Annotated in this window: 13 protein-coding genes and 2 pseudogenes; 8 read left to right on the top strand and 7 right to left on the bottom strand. The window is 66.3% G+C overall.

Annotated features, from left to right (window positions below):
- Positions 1-63 precede the first annotated feature (63 nt).
- Positions 64-306: a DUF378 domain-containing protein gene (locus FLG15_RS14050; RefSeq protein WP_017157139.1), complete on the bottom strand. Its 243-nt coding sequence runs from the start codon at positions 304-306 to the stop codon at positions 64-66.
- A gap of 391 nt (positions 307-697) precedes the next feature.
- On the opposite strand from FLG15_RS14050, the pseudogene FLG15_RS14045 reads away from it, so the two are divergent.
- Positions 698-802, top strand: a pseudogene (locus FLG15_RS14045) (DUF1328 domain-containing protein); the annotation flags it as partial.
- Between the two features lie 268 nt (positions 803-1,070).
- On the opposite strand, the gene xopN reads toward FLG15_RS14045, so the two are convergent.
- From xopN to trxA, 4 genes and pseudogenes are all read right to left on the bottom strand, one after another.
- Complete coding sequence (gene xopN, locus FLG15_RS14040) at positions 1,071-3,272, bottom strand: type III secretion system effector XopN (protein ID WP_057677474.1); 2,202 nt, start codon at positions 3,270-3,272, stop codon at positions 1,071-1,073.
- Between the two features lie 714 nt (positions 3,273-3,986).
- A pseudogene (locus FLG15_RS14035) lies at positions 3,987-4,463 on the bottom strand (hypothetical protein).
- A 22-nt stretch (positions 4,464-4,485) separates the two neighbouring features.
- On the bottom strand, positions 4,486-4,935 hold the full coding sequence (locus FLG15_RS14030; protein WP_057677475.1) for a DUF4442 domain-containing protein: 450 nt from the start codon (positions 4,933-4,935) through the stop codon (positions 4,486-4,488).
- A 330-nt stretch (positions 4,936-5,265) separates the two neighbouring features.
- The gene (trxA, locus tag FLG15_RS14025; RefSeq protein ID WP_017157145.1) at positions 5,266-6,123 is read right to left on the bottom strand and encodes a thioredoxin; all 858 of its coding nucleotides are present in this window, start codon (positions 6,121-6,123) and stop codon (positions 5,266-5,268) included.
- Positions 6,124-6,328: 205 nt separating this feature from the next.
- Here trxA and FLG15_RS14020 point away from each other — a divergent pair, with 205 nt between their 5' ends.
- The 6 genes from FLG15_RS14020 to rsfS all read left to right on the top strand — a co-directional run bounded on the left by FLG15_RS14020 (position 6,329) and on the right by rsfS (position 13,241).
- Complete coding sequence (locus FLG15_RS14020) at positions 6,329-6,946, top strand: DUF998 domain-containing protein (protein ID WP_057677476.1); 618 nt, start codon at positions 6,329-6,331, stop codon at positions 6,944-6,946.
- 67 nt (positions 6,947-7,013) lie between these two features.
- Positions 7,014-9,656 carry a leucine--tRNA ligase gene (leuS, locus tag FLG15_RS14015; RefSeq protein WP_057677477.1) on the top strand — a complete coding sequence of 881 codons (2,643 nt, stop codon included), beginning with the start codon at positions 7,014-7,016 and terminating at the stop codon, positions 9,654-9,656.
- A 553-nt stretch (positions 9,657-10,209) separates the two neighbouring features.
- Positions 10,210-10,854, top strand: coding sequence for an LPS-assembly lipoprotein LptE (locus FLG15_RS14010; protein WP_057685516.1), 645 nt, complete (start codon positions 10,210-10,212; stop codon positions 10,852-10,854).
- Between the two features lie 22 nt (positions 10,855-10,876).
- Positions 10,877-11,905, top strand: a complete 1,029-nt coding sequence (holA, locus tag FLG15_RS14005) for a DNA polymerase III subunit delta (protein WP_057677479.1) — start codon at positions 10,877-10,879, stop codon at positions 11,903-11,905.
- On the top strand, positions 11,902-12,771 hold the full coding sequence (gene nadD, locus FLG15_RS14000) for a nicotinate-nucleotide adenylyltransferase (RefSeq protein WP_057677480.1): 870 nt from the start codon (positions 11,902-11,904) through the stop codon (positions 12,769-12,771). Before holA ends, nadD begins: the two co-directional genes overlap by 4 nt.
- Positions 12,772-12,827: 56 nt before the next feature.
- Entirely contained in the window at positions 12,828-13,241 is a 414-nt protein-coding gene (gene rsfS / locus FLG15_RS13995; RefSeq protein WP_005912943.1) for a ribosome silencing factor, read from the top strand.
- A 175-nt stretch (positions 13,242-13,416) separates the two neighbouring features.
- Here rsfS and FLG15_RS13990 read toward each other — a convergent pair whose 3' ends face one another.
- A complete protein-coding gene (locus FLG15_RS13990) occupies positions 13,417-14,952 on the bottom strand; it encodes an alkaline phosphatase PhoX (RefSeq protein ID WP_057677481.1) in 1,536 nt (511 codons plus the stop codon).
- 121 nt (positions 14,953-15,073) lie between these two features.
- Between FLG15_RS13990 and rlmH the strand changes: the two genes are divergently transcribed.
- Positions 15,074-15,544 carry a 23S rRNA (pseudouridine(1915)-N(3))-methyltransferase RlmH gene (gene rlmH / locus FLG15_RS13985; RefSeq protein WP_039570316.1) on the top strand — a complete coding sequence of 157 codons (471 nt, stop codon included), beginning with the start codon at positions 15,074-15,076 and terminating at the stop codon, positions 15,542-15,544.
- Between the two features lie 78 nt (positions 15,545-15,622).
- Here the strand turns inward: rlmH and FLG15_RS13980 are convergent, their stop codons facing one another.
- Positions 15,623-16,297, bottom strand: a complete 675-nt coding sequence (locus tag FLG15_RS13980) for an energy transducer TonB (protein ID WP_057677482.1) — start codon at positions 16,295-16,297, stop codon at positions 15,623-15,625.
- Positions 16,298-16,586 lie beyond the last annotated feature (289 nt).

Genomic DNA, 16,586 nt, shown 5'->3' with positions numbered 1-16,586 from the left:
CATGACGCCGACGCAGCGCGTCGGCGTCATGTGCAGATGCGCAGACCTGCCGCGGGCAGGAGATTACGGATTGTTGCGCACGTGCGGGCTGGTGTGATGCTCGGCGGTGCCATGGTTGTTGCGGAACAGCGGTACCAGCTGCCACAGCGCCGAGACACCCACCAGCGTGTAGACCACACGCGACAGCAGCGCGTCCTGTCCGCCGAACAGTGCGGCAACCAGATCGAACTGGAACAGGCCCACCAGCCCCCAGTTCAATCCGCCGACGATAAGAAGCACCAGAGTGATGACGTTGATCGTTTTCATGAACGCATTCCATGTGGGTTGGGAGGCCCCAGACTCCGCATGCCCCAGCGAGCAGGCCGTGAGCGTCGCCCACTGGCAGCCTGCCTTGCACACATGTCGCTCACATTCGCCGGCCACGTGCGGTGTCTGCGCGCTTGGGCTGCGGTCGCCAGCCGCACGATGGCCGAGGATCGATGCCTTTGGCAGAGCGGCGACGATCCGACGCTCATAGGGGCGATCTCGCGTCGTTCAGCGCCGAGGTGAACGATGCAGCGGTGTGCATGTTCGGCCTGATGCTGTCCTGATCCGGCACTGAGTCCGCTTCGGCATCCGCGCGCCAGCGCGGCCGCCGAGGACGCCGTACACCCATCGTCAAACGATATCGCCAATGGATAAGGTCGCGTCCGGTGCGGCGGCTGGCTTCGCACGCATGGCCGGCGCGGCGATGGGGATCGCCAAGTTCCTGTTCTGGGCGGGCATCATCATCGCCATCGTGCTGTTCGTGCTGGGCATGACGTCGCGTCCATCGACTGCGTGGCTGGGTGACGCCCATCGCCGAGCGGCCTTCGCACACAGCGCTGACGTGCACATGCGCTGCGATGAACAATCGGGCGACTCAAAACCCTCGGCATCTTTCGAACAAAGTCCGCATCGGGATCACGCTGCCTGCATGCCGGCAGTGCGTGTGGTCAGGCTTGCTGACCCATGCCTTCGTCCCGCGCCCGGGGCACGGCATGCGGCATGTTGCAGGCAGGCAAGGCCCTGCAACATGCCGGATGATCACCTCACACCAAATCCTTGGAGTGTTTGCCGGCCATGCGCGCGAACTCGTGGAGTTCCACCCCCAAGTTCCGAGCACTCTTGGACCGGGTTATCTCGTCGTTCGTCTGCCCCAGCCTCGATCGGTTCGGGCTACTCGGGGCCGAAACATGTTCCCGGCGCGGTGGTGCCGCCCTGGATGTCGATGGCAGATCCTGTGGCTGGCTGGAAGAGGCGCTTGCCTCCTGCGCAGGCAACGCTCTTGCCGCTGCTAGCAGCGCTTCAACGTCATTGCCCTCCAACAAGGCGTTGATGGCCTTGCTGGCCTTGGTCGCACGGCGCTGGGAGAGCGTTTCATGCATCGCGCCCATGACGCCGCGGCTTACCTGCTTGCCCAGCCCGATGTCGGTGCTTCCCTCGCGACGGTTGTTCTTGATGGTGATGGCGGTGTGCTGGTTCAGGGCGCCAACGGTGGCCATGCCTCCGGATATCGCCGACACCGCCAGGCTTTGCGCGACCGGAGCATTGCGGGTCCCGCCCTGGGCGGCCGAAACGAGTTTGCTGATCACCGACGATGCGGCGCTGCCCAGGAAGACCAGATGGAACATCTGGCCGATGCGCTGTGCGGTTTGCGCGGTGAACTCGAGATAGTTGTATTTCTTGGCGATATCGTTGAACAGCTGCTGCGACAGCACAGATTTTTCGGCACCGATAAGCAGCTTGGATGCGGTGCCGTTCGGGTCGATTTGGTCGAGCCTGCCCTCACGCAATGCCTCAAGGTCGTTGCGCAGCAAGCGCAGGTCCTGCATTGCCTTGCTGGCGTCGCCGGCCTCGATGTCGCGGTCGTCTGCCGTGATTGCGCCGTGCTGCGCATCCTCTGCTGTCACCGCATCCGCCAGCAGCTTCTCCAGCTCGGCGACCCCGGCGGTGACGCGCTTGACCAGGGCTTGGGTGGGCGACTGGATCAGGCTGCGTAGTTTGTCGGCCTTGATGTCTTCTGCGCTGACCGCCGTGCCGCTGGCCAGCTTCTGCTTGCCTGCGGCGGTCAGTACGTCGGCGTACAACAGGTTGAGCTTGTTGTTGGCTTCCTGCTTGGCTTGCTCGTCGAAACCGGCGGCCACATGTTGTGCAGCCGTCATCAACATCGCGCCAACGGTCTGCGCCGTCGGCGACAGCGCACGCATCGCGCCTGTCTTGCTGAGCAGCCCCAGCGTGCTGGCGACCGGCGAACGTAAGATGCGTGGAATGGCCTGCCAGCGGTTGCCTTGCCACTGGCGATCGTGCGCGCCCTGGGTCATGACGAAATCATGCTGGGCCTGGTGCAGATCCTTCTCTGCTGTCAGCAAGACCTCGGCTGCCGCTGCGCGTTCTGCATGTGGGGAATTTGGATCACGCTGGATCTCGCGAAACCTGTCGCAGGCGTTGGCGAACGTTTCGATCTTTTCCTCGAGGGCGCTTGCCAGTTCGGGGAGCCAGTGCTTGTCATTGATCTGCTTCTTGTCCGGCACGATGACGTGAGCGCCGTGTTCGCGAATCGACTCGCACAGGCTGACAACCGCCGATTGTTGGCCGGCATTCACAGGTGCGGCGACCAGCATGGTCGCCAGGCCGAACCCAGCGCCCGCCCAGGGTTGGCGTGTCGCATAGTTAATCCACGGCGAGACGATGTACTGCATGGCATTGGTGAGGAAGCTGCCGCTCGGGTTGGGCAGGCCGGAGAGCAGTGCGGTGCGCCGCAGGGTGGCCACGTCGTTTTCGTTCAGCCCCTGCGCCTTGTACCAATCGCTCACATCTTGTTCGCTGATGCGGCTGACCAAGTCCGCATGCGTGGCCGCGCGTGCCTGCGCACCCGTGGTGCCGGGCGATTTCATCGGCCTGAGCCTGCTGATCAGATCGGCCGCCAAGTCCGGTGCGATTGCGCGTGCATTGTCCGAGGCCAATTGCTGACGAAGCCGTGCCAGCGTCGCCTTGGTTGCAGTCGATGAGGTGACCGGTTGCGGAGCGAGGGCCTGGGCGTCTTGCTCGGGCCTGGCTAGCAGCGCCCCTAACGTGGTTCCGCTATTGCGCCTGACGGGCGCGCGCCCAAGTGGGCTGAGTGCGGGATCAGGCGCGGATTGCGGGATGACCGCCGCAGAGGTGGAGGCAATGGCGAGCTCTGTTTCCTGAATCTCAGGCGAGTGCGTCCTCGCACTGCGGCTGGCCGGATCGACGGATGCGGATGACTTCATCGGGATATCTCCTGACGTGGATACGGCAGATAGATTGCTTGCGTACCAGACGATTGGTGCGCATCGCATGGGATTGCATCGCAGATGCCGTGGAACCTTCCACCCTTGGCGAGGTTCCTGGTGCAATCCTGAGCCTGCCGGTAGTGATGGAGGCGAGGTGGTGAATGCACTGCGCGAAAATTGAACTACCAGAGCCCTATGCCGCCTGTCTGCACAGCAGATCTTCTATCGCCGTACGCGAACCAAATGAGGTTCCGAGACGGCGCTTGGTCCGCATCAATGTGGCGTACGTGACAGAGCGCGGTCTTTTTAAAGGCGCTGGAGTTCGGCCGTTGGCCGGTCTCTGTCTCGTCAGCAATCTCCCGGATGCCTGTCCATGGCGAGCAGGTCGGCGCGGGTGCAGGCCAACACGGGTGCTGCGCTTCAGGGCTGCCGCAGCGGACCGCATGCTAAGCGAGGTTATTCGAGACGGGTATCACCTGAGGTGCCGAAACCCCTGTGTCCACTACAGCCTTCATAGCTGACTTGAGTAAACAGGCAAGCGTGCGCATTTAGCGAGTGACGTCAGGCTCGCGCTTCGTGCGTTGCGCCGCCGATTCGCGCTTTTTTTGCGGTGATTGGGCGCTGACAGTGACACTGCTCGGGTCTGGCGAATGATTCGCCGCCAAGACCGGGCCGTGGCGTCCGGAAGCGGGCGAATCCTCCCACGCTGCATCAGCGCGCGCGGAGCGCCAGCATCGCGCTGGACGGCATCCAGGCGACCAGCAGGTGGCTCTTTTTCGGCGACGCAGCGGTCTTGCACAGCGCGTTGGGGTGCCGCCTGCGAACGCCTGAAGGCGCAACTACGTGCAGGTCTGAAGGATCGCCCGATTGCGGAGCCGTCGGACGAGCAGCTCGCAGTGCAGGCGGAAAAGTGCAATGGACGGATGCCCGTTTGCAGGCGCGTATTTAAGCGTTCGGTGCGGAAGCCGCCTAGGAAGTTGCTGCCGATATGAAGGCGGTCGGCCGTAAGGCGTCGCTACCCATTGCGTATGAAAGTTTCAGATCGTTTTTCGTTGGCGCGGTGCGGACGCCGCGGTTCCTGCTGCGGCGCCTGCAGCTGGTCGTGAGGGCGTGCAGGTTTCGCGCCGGCATCATCCGTTGCGTGAGCGGCGAGGTGAGCGAAGCATGCATCGCCGCATCAGCTGGCATGGCAGCATCACGGCCGTCATCCTCAGCGGGCCGGCTTGCGTTTGACGTAGAGCTGCTTGCGGACCTGTGCGACCACTTCGCCGTCGCGGTTGTAGACCGTGTTCTCGAACCAGCGCAGATGTTTCTCGCCGTTTGCGGTGGCCTGGCGCAATTGCGCCAGCATGCTGTCGTCGATGACGAAATCCGCCGTTACCGTGCCGCGCCCGGGCTTGACGAATTCGATGCTGCCGGCCTTGTCCCAGACGTAGTAGTCGCGGCCCAGGTTCTGCATCACCAGCAGCATCCAGAACGGGTCGGTCATCGCAAACAGGCTGCCGCCGAAATGGGTGCCGACATAGTTGCGATTCCACGGGCGCTGGCGCAGCTCCACCCGCGCAAAACGGTAGTCGGCCGAGAGCACGGTGACGTGGATGCCGGCGAACAAGAACGGCGGCCAAAGATTGATGCCTAACTTGAACAACGATGCGCGCATGCGGGCCTGTTTCCTTGGCAAGAGAAAGTGCTCAGCATAACATTCGCATGCGTATGGAGGCTTGCCGCATGCCGACATCGAGACGGTCGTGTTCGTACTGCAAACCGGTCCAGACGGTGGGTCATCTCCGCTTACGCAGTCGCATGGTGTGCATTGCCGCTTGGTGCACACCGGGCAAGAGCCCACCGTGGTGGTGCAGCCTCCGTAGGAGCGGACCTGGCCGCGACGGCGCGCTTCCCGCGAATACCTTATCGGGGCCTGGCGAGTACCGCCTGGTCGCGGCCGGGTCCGCTCCTACGTGTCCGTGTGGCGCCGCAGCGCCACTGGCTGTCAGAACACCAGCGCCGACATCTTGCGACGATAGCGGCCGACCAGGTCTTCGTCCTCGATCACGCGGAAGGCATCGATCAGGCTACGGCGCGGCAGGTTGTCGTCGAAGCTGCGGTCCTGGCGCAGCATTTCCAGGAACTGCTCCAGCGCCGCTTCGTCGTTGCCGTCGAGCAGGTGGCGCACGCCGAGCAGGTGACGGGCGCGCAGGTCCGCGCCGTTGGCATCCACGGCGGCCTGCAAGGCGCCGGCGTCCGGGGCGTCCTTGAGGACGTTGGCAAAACTCAGCCGCGCCTTGGCGCGCACCGCGCGATCGTCGGTGGCCAGATTGGCGGGCAGGGCGTCGATCAACTGCTCGGCCTCGGTGGTGTCGCCGGTCTTGAGCAGCGCCAGCGCCAGGTCCAGCTTGAGTTCGTCCTTGTCCGGTTCGGCGGCGACCGCTTCACGCAGCGCTGCGGCCTGCGCCTGCGGGTCGAGCGGCGCCAGCGGCACCTCTTCGGCCACCTGCGGCTCGGCCGGCAGCACGCCGTGCTGGGTCAGGAATTCGCGCACCTGGCCTTCCGGCATCGCGCCGGGGAAGCCGTCGACGATCTCGCCGCCCTTGACCAGGAACACCGTCGGCACCGAACGGATCTGGAACGCCGCGGCGATCTGCTGTTCCTTGTCCACGTCGACCTTGCCCAGCTCGAACGCACCGTTGTACTCGCCGGCCAGCTTTTCCAGGATTGGCGTCAGCGACTTGCAGGGGCCGCACCAGGTGGCCCAGAAGTCCACCAGGACCGGTGTGGTCAACGATTTCTGCAGGACCTCGGTCTCGAAGGTGTCGGTGGTGGCATCGAATACATGCGGCTTGTCGGACATGGGCTTCCAGAAGTTAAGTGCGGCGACAGTGGGAGGTAATGGTGGCAAACGCGGCTGACACAAGCCTAGCGGCAATGACGCGCGAACGTGCCCGGGCCAGGGCCTTCCGCATGGCCGTGTGAGCACCGGGGGTTCACGCCGCGCCCGACCGGCACGACAATGCCGCGTCCTGGCGGCGCTTCGCGCCCCGTGTTGGAGTAAGCCAATGGCAACCACCGAGCGCGCACAGCGCTACATGGGCCTGATCGCCGCAACGGTTTTCGTATTGGCGCTGGCCGGTTTCGGCGTCACGCTGCCGGGCTATCTGCAGACCAGCCATCCGGTGGCGCTGTTAGGCGCGCAGGGCGTGCCGCATGCGCTGGGCTTCAATCTGGTCGCGTTCGTGCTGGTGGGCGCGCTGGGCATGGCCACCGGGGTGAGTCTGCTGGCGCGCATGCCGGCCAAGGCCAGCTGGAGTCTGCGCGTGGGCGGGCAGTTGATCGTGCTGGCCGGCCTGGCCTTTCTGGGCATGGGCATGCTGCCGCTGGACCCCACCGATCTGGATGGCCGCGCCAGCCAGGCCCATGCCACCGCCTGGTTGTTGTGGGCCGTGGCGTTCGTGCCGGGCATGTTGTTGATTGCCGCCGCGCTGCTCAACGATGCCGCAACCCGCACCCTGGCCTGGTTGAGCCTGGCGGCAGGATTGCTGGTGGCGGTGCTGGCGTTCGGGCCGCCCGGCCTGGTGCGCCAGGCCATTGCGCAACGGCTGGCGTTCCTGGCCTGGGTCGGCTGGCTGGCGGTGGCGGGCTGGATCTGGCCGCCGAAGCCGTTGGCGCTGCGGTAACGGTTTGGTCCACCTGCTGCACTGCGGTACCCTGTACCGCTTTGCACCGCCCGAGCATCCGCTCCCAATGTCCACCGTCGAACCGAACGTCTACGACCCGCAGCAGGTCGAATCTTCCGCCCAGCAGTTCTGGGACGCCACCCGCGCCTTCCAGGTCGACGAGAACTCGGAGAAACCCAAGTTCTATTGCCTGTCGATGCTGCCGTACCCGTCCGGTGCGCTGCACATGGGCCATGTGCGCAACTACACCATCTCCGACGTGGTCAGCCGCTACAAGCGCATGACCGGCCACAACGTGCTGCAGCCGATGGGCTGGGATGCGTTCGGTTTGCCGGCCGAAAACGCCGCCATCAAGAACAAGACCGCGCCGGCCAAGTGGACCTACGCCAACATCGAGCACATGCGCGCGCAGCTGAAATCGCTGGGCTACGCCATCGACTGGTCGCGCGAGTTCGCCACCTGCACGCCGGACTACTACGTGCACGAGCAGCGCATGTTCACCCGCTTGATGCGCAAGGGCCTGGCCTACCGCCGCAATGCGGTGGTGAACTGGGACCCGATCGACCAGACCGTGCTGGCCAACGAGCAGGTCATCGACGGCCGCGGCTGGCGCTCCGGCGCGCTGGTGGAAAAACGCGAGATCCCGCAGTGGTTCCTGCGCATCACCGATTACGCCCAGGAACTGCTGGACGGCCTGGACCAGCTGGACGGCTGGCCGGATTCGGTCAAGACCATGCAGCGCAACTGGATCGGCCGTTCGGAAGGCCTGGAGATCCAGTTCGACGTGCGCGATACCGACGGCGCCGCACTGGACCCGCTGCGCGTGTTCACCACCCGGCCGGACACGCTGATGGGCGTGACCTTCGTGTCGATCGCCGCCGAGCATCCGCTGGCCTTGCACGCGGCCAAATCCAATCCGGAGCTGGCGCGCCTGTTGGAAGAGCTCAAGCACGGCGGCGTCTCCGAAGCCGAGCTGGAAACCCAGGAAAAACGCGGCATGGCCACCGGCCTGACCGCGGTCCACCCGATTAGCGGCGAGCAGGTGCCGGTGTGGGTGGCCAACTTCGTGCTGATGGGCTATGGCACCGGCGCGGTGATGGCAGTGCCGGGCCACGACCAGCGCGATTTCGAATTCGCCAACAAGTATGGCCTGCCGATCGTGCAGGTGGTCAAGCTGCGCGAGCCGCGCAACGACGACGAGCAGAGCTGGGACGCCACCCAGTGGCGCGACTGGTATACCGACAAGAGCCGCGAGCTGGAGCTGGTCAATTCGGCCGAGTTCGATGGGCTGGATTTCGGCGGCGCCTTCGAGGCGCTGGCCGAGCGCTTCGAGCGCAAGGGCCAGGGCCAGCGCCGGGTCAACTACCGCCTGCGCGACTGGGGCGTGAGCCGCCAGCGCTATTGGGGCTGCCCGATTCCGGTGATCTACTGCGCCAAGTGCGGCGCGGTGCCGGTGCCGGAAGACCAGTTGCCGGTGGTGCTGCCGGAGAACGTGGAATTTGTCGGCACCGGTTCGCCGATCAAGACCGACCCGAGCTGGCGCCAGACCACTTGCCCTGACTGCGGCGGCCCGGCCGAGCGCGAGACCGACACCTTCGACACCTTCATGGAGTCCAGCTGGTACGTGGCGCGCTACACCAGCCCCAATGCGCGCGACATGGTCGACCGCCGCGCCAACTACTGGATGCCGGCCGACCTGTACGTGGGCGGCATCGAGCACGCGATCCTGCACCTGATGTATTTCCGCTTCTATCACAAGCTCATGCGCGACGCGCGGCTGGTGGACAGCGACGAGCCGGTGACCAATCTGCTCACCCAGGGCATGGTCATCGCCGACACCTTCTATCGCGATGCCGACAATGGCGGCAAGGACTGGATCAACCCGGCCGACGTCGAAATCCAGCGCGACGAGCGCGGCCGCGTCACCGGTGCGGTGCTGATTGCCGACGGCCAGCCGGTACACATCGGCGGCACCGAGAAGATGTCCAAGTCCAAGAACAACGGCGTGGACCCGCAGTCGATGGTGGCCAAGTACGGCGCCGATACGGTGCGGCTGTTCTCGATGTTCGCCGCGCCGCCCGAGCAGTCGCTGGAGTGGAACGAAGCCGGCGTGGACGGCATGGCGCGCTTCATGCGCCGGCTGTGGGTGCAGGTACACAAGCATGTGGGCGAGGGCAGTGCAGCGGCGCTGGATGCCGCCAGCCTGAGCGCCGAACAGAAGGCGATCCGCCGCAAGACCCATGAAACCATCGGCAAGGTCAGCGACGATTATGGCCGCCGCCACAGCTTCAACACCGCCATTGCCGCGGTGATGGAACTGTCCAACGCGCTGGCCAAGTTCGACGATGCCAGCGAGCAGGGCCGCGCGGTGCGCCAGGAAGCGCTGGAGGCGATGGTGCTGTTGCTCAACCCGATCACTCCGCACGCCAGCCACGCGTTGTGGCAGGTCCTGGGTCGTGGCGAGACGCTGTTGGAAAACGTGGCGTTCCCGCAGGCCGATGCCAGCGCGCTGGTGCGCGATGCGTTGACGCTGGCCGTGCAGATCAACGGCAAGTTGCGCGGCACCATCGACGTCGCTGCCGATGCGACCCGCGAGCAGATCGAAGCACTGGCGCAGGCCGAGCCGAACGCCGCCAAGTTCCTCGAAGGCCTGAGCGTGCGCAAGATCATCATCGTGCCCGGCAAGATCGTGAACATCGTCGCGGGGTAAGCCGCGCTGATCCGGCCGGTGGCCTTCGCCGGCCCGGGCAGTGCGCCGGATCGGTGTAGCGACGCGGCGGTGGCGAGAGTGTTCCGGCGCGGTGAGGGCGCATCGGTGATATTGCCGGTGCAGCGACTGCACGCTGCACCGACGTGCGATGTGCGGTGTGCTGCTGCGACGGCTCTGGCGATGCACCGCATGGGCGCCGCGGCAACCAGGAAGGCGAGGGTGATCGGCGAGAAGTGCCAGGCGTCTGCGGCGTTCATTCCATCGGTGCATGACGATGCGCTGCCGGGTTTAGCAAGATCACTGCATCGGCGCGGGGCGTGGCTTAGTTGGGCACGGCTTTCGTTTTCGACATCGCATTCACTGGCGCGCACGATGCATTTATAGAGTTTTGGCCGTGGTTGCCGACGATTGGCTTCACCGGCGCGTGGCGACGCGTTTTTTCATTCCTGGGGCGCCGCAGTGTTTCGCGGTGTCCTCTCAAGCCCCGTTCACGCGGTCTCGGGCAGGCTAGCCGCCTGTTGCCGCCGCCGGGGCGCTCATCCAGACTGTGCCCATGATTCGATTCCCTACTGCCTTCGCTGCGTCCCTCGTGCTTGTCTCAAGCCTCACCGCCTGCGGCTTCCATTTGCGCAATTCGCTGGCGTTGCCGCCGGACACACCGGCGGTGAAGGTGCAGTCCGCCGTGCAGTACAGCGAGCTGGCCAAGCTGTTGCGGCGTGGTCTCAAGGCCTCCGGTGCCACGCTGGCAGATGAAGACGCCAAGACCGGCTTTGCGCAGGTGCAGGTGTTGTCCGAGCGTTGGGGCGACCTGCCGATCGCCATCGATAGCCAGGGCCGCGCCCAGGAATACAGCCTGCGCTACGCGGCCATTTTCACCGTCACCACTGCCAATGGCTCGGTGTTGGTGCCGCAGCAGGTGATCGAGCTGTCGCGCGACTACGTGTCGCCACCGGTGGACGCCACCGGTACGGCAACCGAGCGCGAAATCCTGGCCGACGAACTGCGCAAGGACATGTCGGCCTCGATCCTGCGTCGTATCGACAGCGTGGTGCGGGCACGCCTGCAGCGCGGCGAAGGTCTGGAAAGCACGCCGACCGCGCCATTGCCGCCGGCCCCGACGGCGCCAGCGCAGCCCACCACGACGCCCGAATCCAGCGTGCCGGCTTCGTTGCCGCCCGCGCCCACGTCGGGCAACTGAGCCGCGCCCCGCGTTTTCGGTGATGGAACTTCGCCCAGAGCAGCTGGCCGGCCAGTCCAGCCAGCCATTGCAGCCGGTGTATCTGATCGCCGGCCCGGAGACCTTGCGTGTGCTTGAGGCCGCCGACGCGGTGCGCGCGCGGGCGCGCGCCGAAGGCATCGGCGAACGCGAAGTGTTCGATGCCGATGGCCGCGAGTTCGACTGGAACCAGCTCGACGCCAGCTTCAATGCGCCCAGCCTGTTCAGTCCGCGCCGCCTGGTCGAAGTGCGCCTGCCCAGCGGCAAGCCCGGCAAGGACGGGGCCGAGGTCATCACCCGCTTCTGCGCCGACCCGCCGCCGGACGTGGTGCTGCTGATCACCGCCAACGACTGGAGCAAGGCGCACCACGGCAAGTGGGCGGAGGCGGTCGGTCGCATCGGCACCATCGCGGTGGCCTGGGCGATCAAGCCGCACGAACTGTCTGACTGGATCGAGCGCCGCCTGCGCGCGCACGGCCTGCGCGCCGACGCTGCTGCCGTGCAGCGCCTGAGCGAGCGGGTGGAAGGCAACCTGCTCGCCGCCGCACAGGAAATCGACAAGCTTGCCCTGTTGGCCGACGGCAAGACGCTGGATCTGGAGGCAATGGAATCGCTGGTGGCCGATGCCGCGCGCTACGACGTGTTCCGGCTGGCCGAAACCACGTTGTCCGGGCAGCCGGCCGCGGTGATCCGCATGCTTGCCGGCCTGCGCGGCGAAGGCGAGGCGGTCGCCGCGCTGATGCCGATCCTGATCAAGGAACTGCTGCGCACCGCCTCATTGGCGAAGGTGCAGGCCAACGGCGGCAACCTGGCCGCCGAAATGAAGGCGCAAGGGCTGTGGGAATCGCGCCAGGCGCCCTTCAAGCGCGCGCTGCAGCGTCACCCCGAACCGCGCCGCTGGGAACGCTTCGTCGCCGAAGCCGGGCAGGTCGATCGCATGGCCAAGGGCCGCGCCGACGGCGATGCCTGGGTTGGTCTGGAGCGCCTGCTGGTGGCCGTGGCCGAAGCCCGTGCGGTGAGATTGTTGGCGTGAGAGCTAGGGACGCCGGGGTCCGGGACCGGGGACCGGGGAGCCTGGAAGGGCACGGTGACCGGCAGCGAGCCCATTCCGACCAGCTTGCGCAGGCCAGCCCTGCAATCAGCTCTTCCGGATCGCAGGAACAGCAACACTCCCATCCCGACCACTTGGCGGACCCTGGCTCTTCCGATTCCCGAATCCCCAATCCCGATTCCCAGCTCCATCTTTATTACGGCGGCACCTTCGACCCGATCCACCTGGGCCATCTGGCCATCGCCTGTGAGGCGCGCGACGAACTGGGCGCATGCGTGCAACTGGTGCCGGCCGCCGACCCGCCGCATCGTCCTGCACCCGGCGCCACCGCCGCGCAGCGTGCGCAGATGCTGCAACTGGCGCTGGCCGACTATCCAGGCCTGCAACTGGATACCCGCGAACTGCAGCGCGCCGCGCAGTGCGATGCGCCGTCCTACACGGTCGATACCTTGCGCGAGCTGCGCGCCGAACTCGGCCCTGCAGCGCCGATCGCCTGGTTGCTCGGCGCCGATGCCTTCGTCGGGCTGCACCACTGGCATCAGTGGGAGGCGTTGTTCGGCTTGGCGCATTTCGTGGTTGCCGCCAGACCGGGCACGGCCTTGGCGCTGGCCGACGCCCCGCAGCTGGCCGCGGCGGTGCAGGGCCGCTGGGTCGCTGGCGCGGACGCGCTGGTCGGCGCGCCGGCGGGCTGCCTGTATCTGCTGCATCAGCCACTGCGCGGCGAATCGGCCAGCGCGGTGCGCTCACGCATCGCCACCGGCGCGCACTGGCAGAGTCTGGTGCCGCCCCCGGTGGCCGGAATGATCCAGCGCGAAGGCCTGTACCGTCGCGTCCGCCCGGCTACCTGAACACGCGTCCGCACGGACCGGCCTATAATTCACGCCAATTCCATCGAGTTGCCGCTTTGACCAGCCAAGCCCAAGTCATCAAGACCTCCCTTCCGAACCCGCCGCCGTCCGTGCCGGCCCTGTTGGCTACCGTGCGCGAGGCTGTCGAAGAACTCAAGGCCAAGGACGTGGTCGAGATCGATGTGCGCGGCAAGTCCAGCGTCTGCGACTACATGGTGGTGGTCTCCGGCACCTCGACCCGCCACGTCAAATCGATCGCCGACGAAGTGGTCAAGTTCGCCAAGCGTCTAGACGTGATGCCGCTGGGCGTGGAAGGCGAGCGCGAAGCCGAATGGGTGCTGGTCGACCTGGGCGATGTGGTGGTGCATGTGATGCTGCCGCGCGTGCGCGAGTTCTATGCGCTGGAGCGTCTGTGGACCGTGGGCGATCAACGCCCGTCCGACGAAGACGAGTCCGACGAACTGCGCTGAGTCTGCGCATCGCGTCGTCGACGTGACAGGACGAACGAACGGCGCCCTTGGGCGCCGTTCGTGTTTGGACGAACCAGCGCGCAAGCCTCGATCGGCGCTGCGCAACTCCGGGCGAGCCGCTGCCCGGCCGGTGCGCAGCAGCGGCTCGTCCGCCGGTGCCTGCCTGCCGCCGCGCTTACAGCGGTCCGCGTTCCCACGGCCCGGTGATGGCCAGGGTGATGCCCGGCGTCTGGATGTTGACGAACAAGGTACGCGCCAACGGGTCCCAGCACGCGCCGCAGAACTCGGTGTCGCGGTAGTCGCCCTCGGCGATCGTCTTGCCGGCATCGGCGATCTGCTGCGAGGTCAGCTGCACATTGTTCTTGGCCAGATAGAACGACTCGCCGTTGCGCGTCAGGCCGAGCAGACGCGCGCCAGGGCCGTATGCGTCCGGGCTTTCGCCGCCGTCTTCGCACAACACCACGCCGCCGCGCGCACTCACCGTCACGTTGTCCGGGTTGTGCGCGGCCAGCTGATCGCCGCTGACGAAAAGCGCGCTCAGGCGTTGGGTAAACAGGTCCAGCACCCACACCGCACCGTTGCCGTAACCACGGCGCCCCTGCGCATCCACGCCGGTGCTGGTGTCGACGATGAACATCTTGCCGTAGCTGTACCAGATGCCTTCGCCGCGGCTCATGCGCAGCGCGCCATCGGCCCAGGCTTGTGCGAACGGACCGCTCAGGGTGTCGTTGGCGCCGATATCGGCAAAGCCGGTTGGGGCGGCGATGCTGTCCAGGTCGGGCTCGGAGATATCCACCCATTCCAGCTGGAATTGCTGGCCGATGCTGACCACGGTGAGGTCGGCATTACGGCGCCCGCGCACCCGCGCGGCTTGCAATCGCCCTCCGTTTTCCAGCGAGCCGTTGCGGCCACGGCGGTCGTTGGGGATGAAGCGATACAGGCCGGCCTTGTTGCGGTCGTCCTCGGTGAGATAGACGATACCGGTGCGCGGGTCGATCGCCACCGCTTCATGGCTGAAACGGCCCAGGCCCACCAGCGGACGGCCGGTGGTGCGGTGGCTGTCCGGGTCCACCTCGAACACATAGCCATGCTTGCGGCCGGTGCTGGAGACCGCATTGGTCTTGATCTCTTCGCAGCTCAGCCAGGTGCCCCAGGGCGTGGGGCCACCGGCGCAGTTGACCAGGGTGCCGCCCAGGCTGGGCTCCAGGCTGCCCCAGCCGCGCCGGCCGTAGCTGAGCGTGGTGGTGCCGCCGCCGGCCTGCTGGGTGCCGCTGACGATGCCGGTGTCGTACATCGCCGGGGCGCGAAACGGGCTGCCTGCGCCGCGTTCGTGGTTGCGGATCAACACGTATTCCAGGCCGCGCAGCGGATCGCTACCGGGGCGCCAGTCGGGTCGGCGCAGGCCGACCACAGCCATGCCGTCATGCCGGTCGGGGCAGGGTTGGCCGTCGTCCATGCGGTCGCCGCTCCAGCCGAACGAGCGGTAGCTGAAGCCCTGAGGCAGCTGCAGCAGCGGCAAACCGGTGCTCTGGTCGGGGACCGGGGCGAGTGGGCCGTACCGGCTCGGGACCGGCGCAAGTTGCGTGGTAGGCGAGGTGGCGGCCTGGGCCTGGCGCGACTGCAGCGCACTCAAGCTGCCAAGGGCGCCGGCGGCCATGACGGCAGCACTGCCCTTGAGAACCTGGCGGCGGGCGGGATCGAAAATCGGCATCGAACGACTCCTGCGTGGCTGGGTGGTCGGGCGACACTAATTGCCGGCTGTAACCACACCATGACACGCAGTGACAAATCGCCGTGGGCTGCCCGGGCTGTGACGCGGATATCATGTGGCGATGAAATGCCGACTCATCGCCACCGGCGAGCGCGCACCGAGCTGGGTGGCGCAAGGTTTTGCCGAATACCAGAAACGTCTCTCGCACTGGATGCCGCTGGAGCTGGTCGAGATCGAGCCCGGCCTGCGCGGCAAGGGCCGCGACGCGCAGCGCGCGACCGACGACGAGGGCCGTCGCGTGCTCGCCGCGCTGCCGAAAAACGCCTACGTGGTGGCGCTCGATGTCCCGGGGCGCCCGCTCAGTTCCGAACAGCTCGCCCAGCGCATGGAGCATTGGCGCGGACAGGGCCGCGACCTGGCGTTTCTCATCGGCGGGCCGGAAGGCCACGCGGCAGAGGTGCTGAGAAGTGCCAGCGAAAGCTGGTCGATCGGGCCGCTGACCCTGCCGCACATGCTGGTGCGCCTGATTGTCGCCGAGCAGCTGTATCGCGCCGCGGCGATGCTGGCCAACCATCCCTATCACCGCGCATAAACGCGGCTAACGAAACGTGTGTGCCGAGCCATATCGATGCGGCGGCTGCGATTGCAGGCCGCCGCATCCGCTCGCCGCTCAATTGAGCGAGAAGCTCACCGGCACCAGGCCATAGGCCTGCACGGCCTGGCCGTTCTGCATCGCCGGCTGGAAGCGCCAGTTGCGCAGCACCTGGCTGCGCGCGGCCAGGTCGAGCATGCGATGACCACTGCTGGTCTGCACGCTCACTTCGGCCGGACGTCCATCGGTGCCAACCAGTACGCGCAGCAGTACCGTGCCTTGCTGGCCTGCACGCAATGCGGCCGCCGGATAGCTCGGCGCGGGCGAACTCAGATACTGCAGTTGACCTGCTTCGACCGGGCCGCTGGGAGCGGTGGTTGGCGGCGCGCTGTCTGCAACAACGTCGGAGGCCGTTGCGGCAACGGCAGACGGTGCGCTGTCGACAACGGAGGTTTCACTGATCAGCGGGGCCTGCACCGTTACCGGCAGCGGCTTGGTCGGTGAATGCGTTTTCGGCGTGAACTTTACTTCGACGGGGAACACCCGCGGTGGCGGCGGTGTCGGGATGCTGACCGGCATGAGCCAGCGTTCCTTTGGCGCGGTCTGCTGCGGAATGGCCCGGTGCGAGAGCGGAATCAACAACAACCCGCCCGCCAGTAGGTGCAATGCCACGGCCGTGCTCATCGCCAGGACGCGCGAGGGGTCGATGCCAAGGGGTCGGGAAGAAACCTGCGATTGCGTGCGAACCATCATCCACCTCCAGAACGGAACTGCGGAAAGGACCAGCGCGACCCGGACGCACAACACCATCCGGTGGCGTAGGTTTACCGCAGCGGTGGCGACCGCACAAGCGCCATGCAAATGTGCGTGGTGGCACCCAGCCGTCGACGCGGCACGCGTGATGCTCATGGTGCTTGGGGACACGTTGCGGCTCACGCGTGTCCGCTTGGGTCAATCGCGGCACTCATCCGCGCAAACAAAACGCCCAGCCGAAGCTGGGCGTGGATCGAAGAAAAGCCCAGCCCTTCGCAGGGCTGGGGAA

It is taken from the genome of Xanthomonas phaseoli pv. dieffenbachiae, assembly GCF_008639345.1.
Taxonomy (GTDB): Bacteria; Pseudomonadota; Gammaproteobacteria; order Xanthomonadales; family Xanthomonadaceae; genus Xanthomonas; species Xanthomonas phaseoli.
This window is presented reverse-complemented; position numbering and strand designations above follow the sequence as displayed.

What these genes read in the sequence shown, in the direction of transcription:
- FLG15_RS14050 (WP_017157139.1), bottom strand. Translation starts at nt 306, where the DNA reads ATGAAAACGATCAACGTCATCACTCTGGTGCTTCTTATCGTCGGCGGA.
- xopN (WP_057677474.1), bottom strand. Translation starts at nt 3,272, where the DNA reads ATGAAGTCATCCGCATCCGTCGATCCGGCCAGCCGCAGTGCGAGGACG.
- FLG15_RS14030 (WP_057677475.1), bottom strand. Translation starts at nt 4,935, where the DNA reads ATGCGCGCATCGTTGTTCAAGTTAGGCATCAATCTTTGGCCGCCGTTC.
- trxA (WP_017157145.1), bottom strand. Translation starts at nt 6,123, where the DNA reads ATGTCCGACAAGCCGCATGTATTCGATGCCACCACCGACACCTTCGAG.
- FLG15_RS14020 (WP_057677476.1), top strand. Translation starts at nt 6,329, where the DNA reads ATGGCAACCACCGAGCGCGCACAGCGCTACATGGGCCTGATCGCCGCA.
- leuS (WP_057677477.1), top strand. Translation starts at nt 7,014, where the DNA reads ATGTCCACCGTCGAACCGAACGTCTACGACCCGCAGCAGGTCGAATCT.
- FLG15_RS14010 (WP_057685516.1), top strand. Translation starts at nt 10,210, where the DNA reads ATGATTCGATTCCCTACTGCCTTCGCTGCGTCCCTCGTGCTTGTCTCA.
- holA (WP_057677479.1), top strand. Translation starts at nt 10,877, where the DNA reads ATGGAACTTCGCCCAGAGCAGCTGGCCGGCCAGTCCAGCCAGCCATTG.
- FLG15_RS13990 (WP_057677481.1), bottom strand. Translation starts at nt 14,952, where the DNA reads ATGCCGATTTTCGATCCCGCCCGCCGCCAGGTTCTCAAGGGCAGTGCT.
- rlmH (WP_039570316.1), top strand. Translation starts at nt 15,074, where the DNA reads ATGAAATGCCGACTCATCGCCACCGGCGAGCGCGCACCGAGCTGGGTG.
- FLG15_RS13980 (WP_057677482.1), bottom strand. Translation starts at nt 16,297, where the DNA reads ATGATGGTTCGCACGCAATCGCAGGTTTCTTCCCGACCCCTTGGCATC.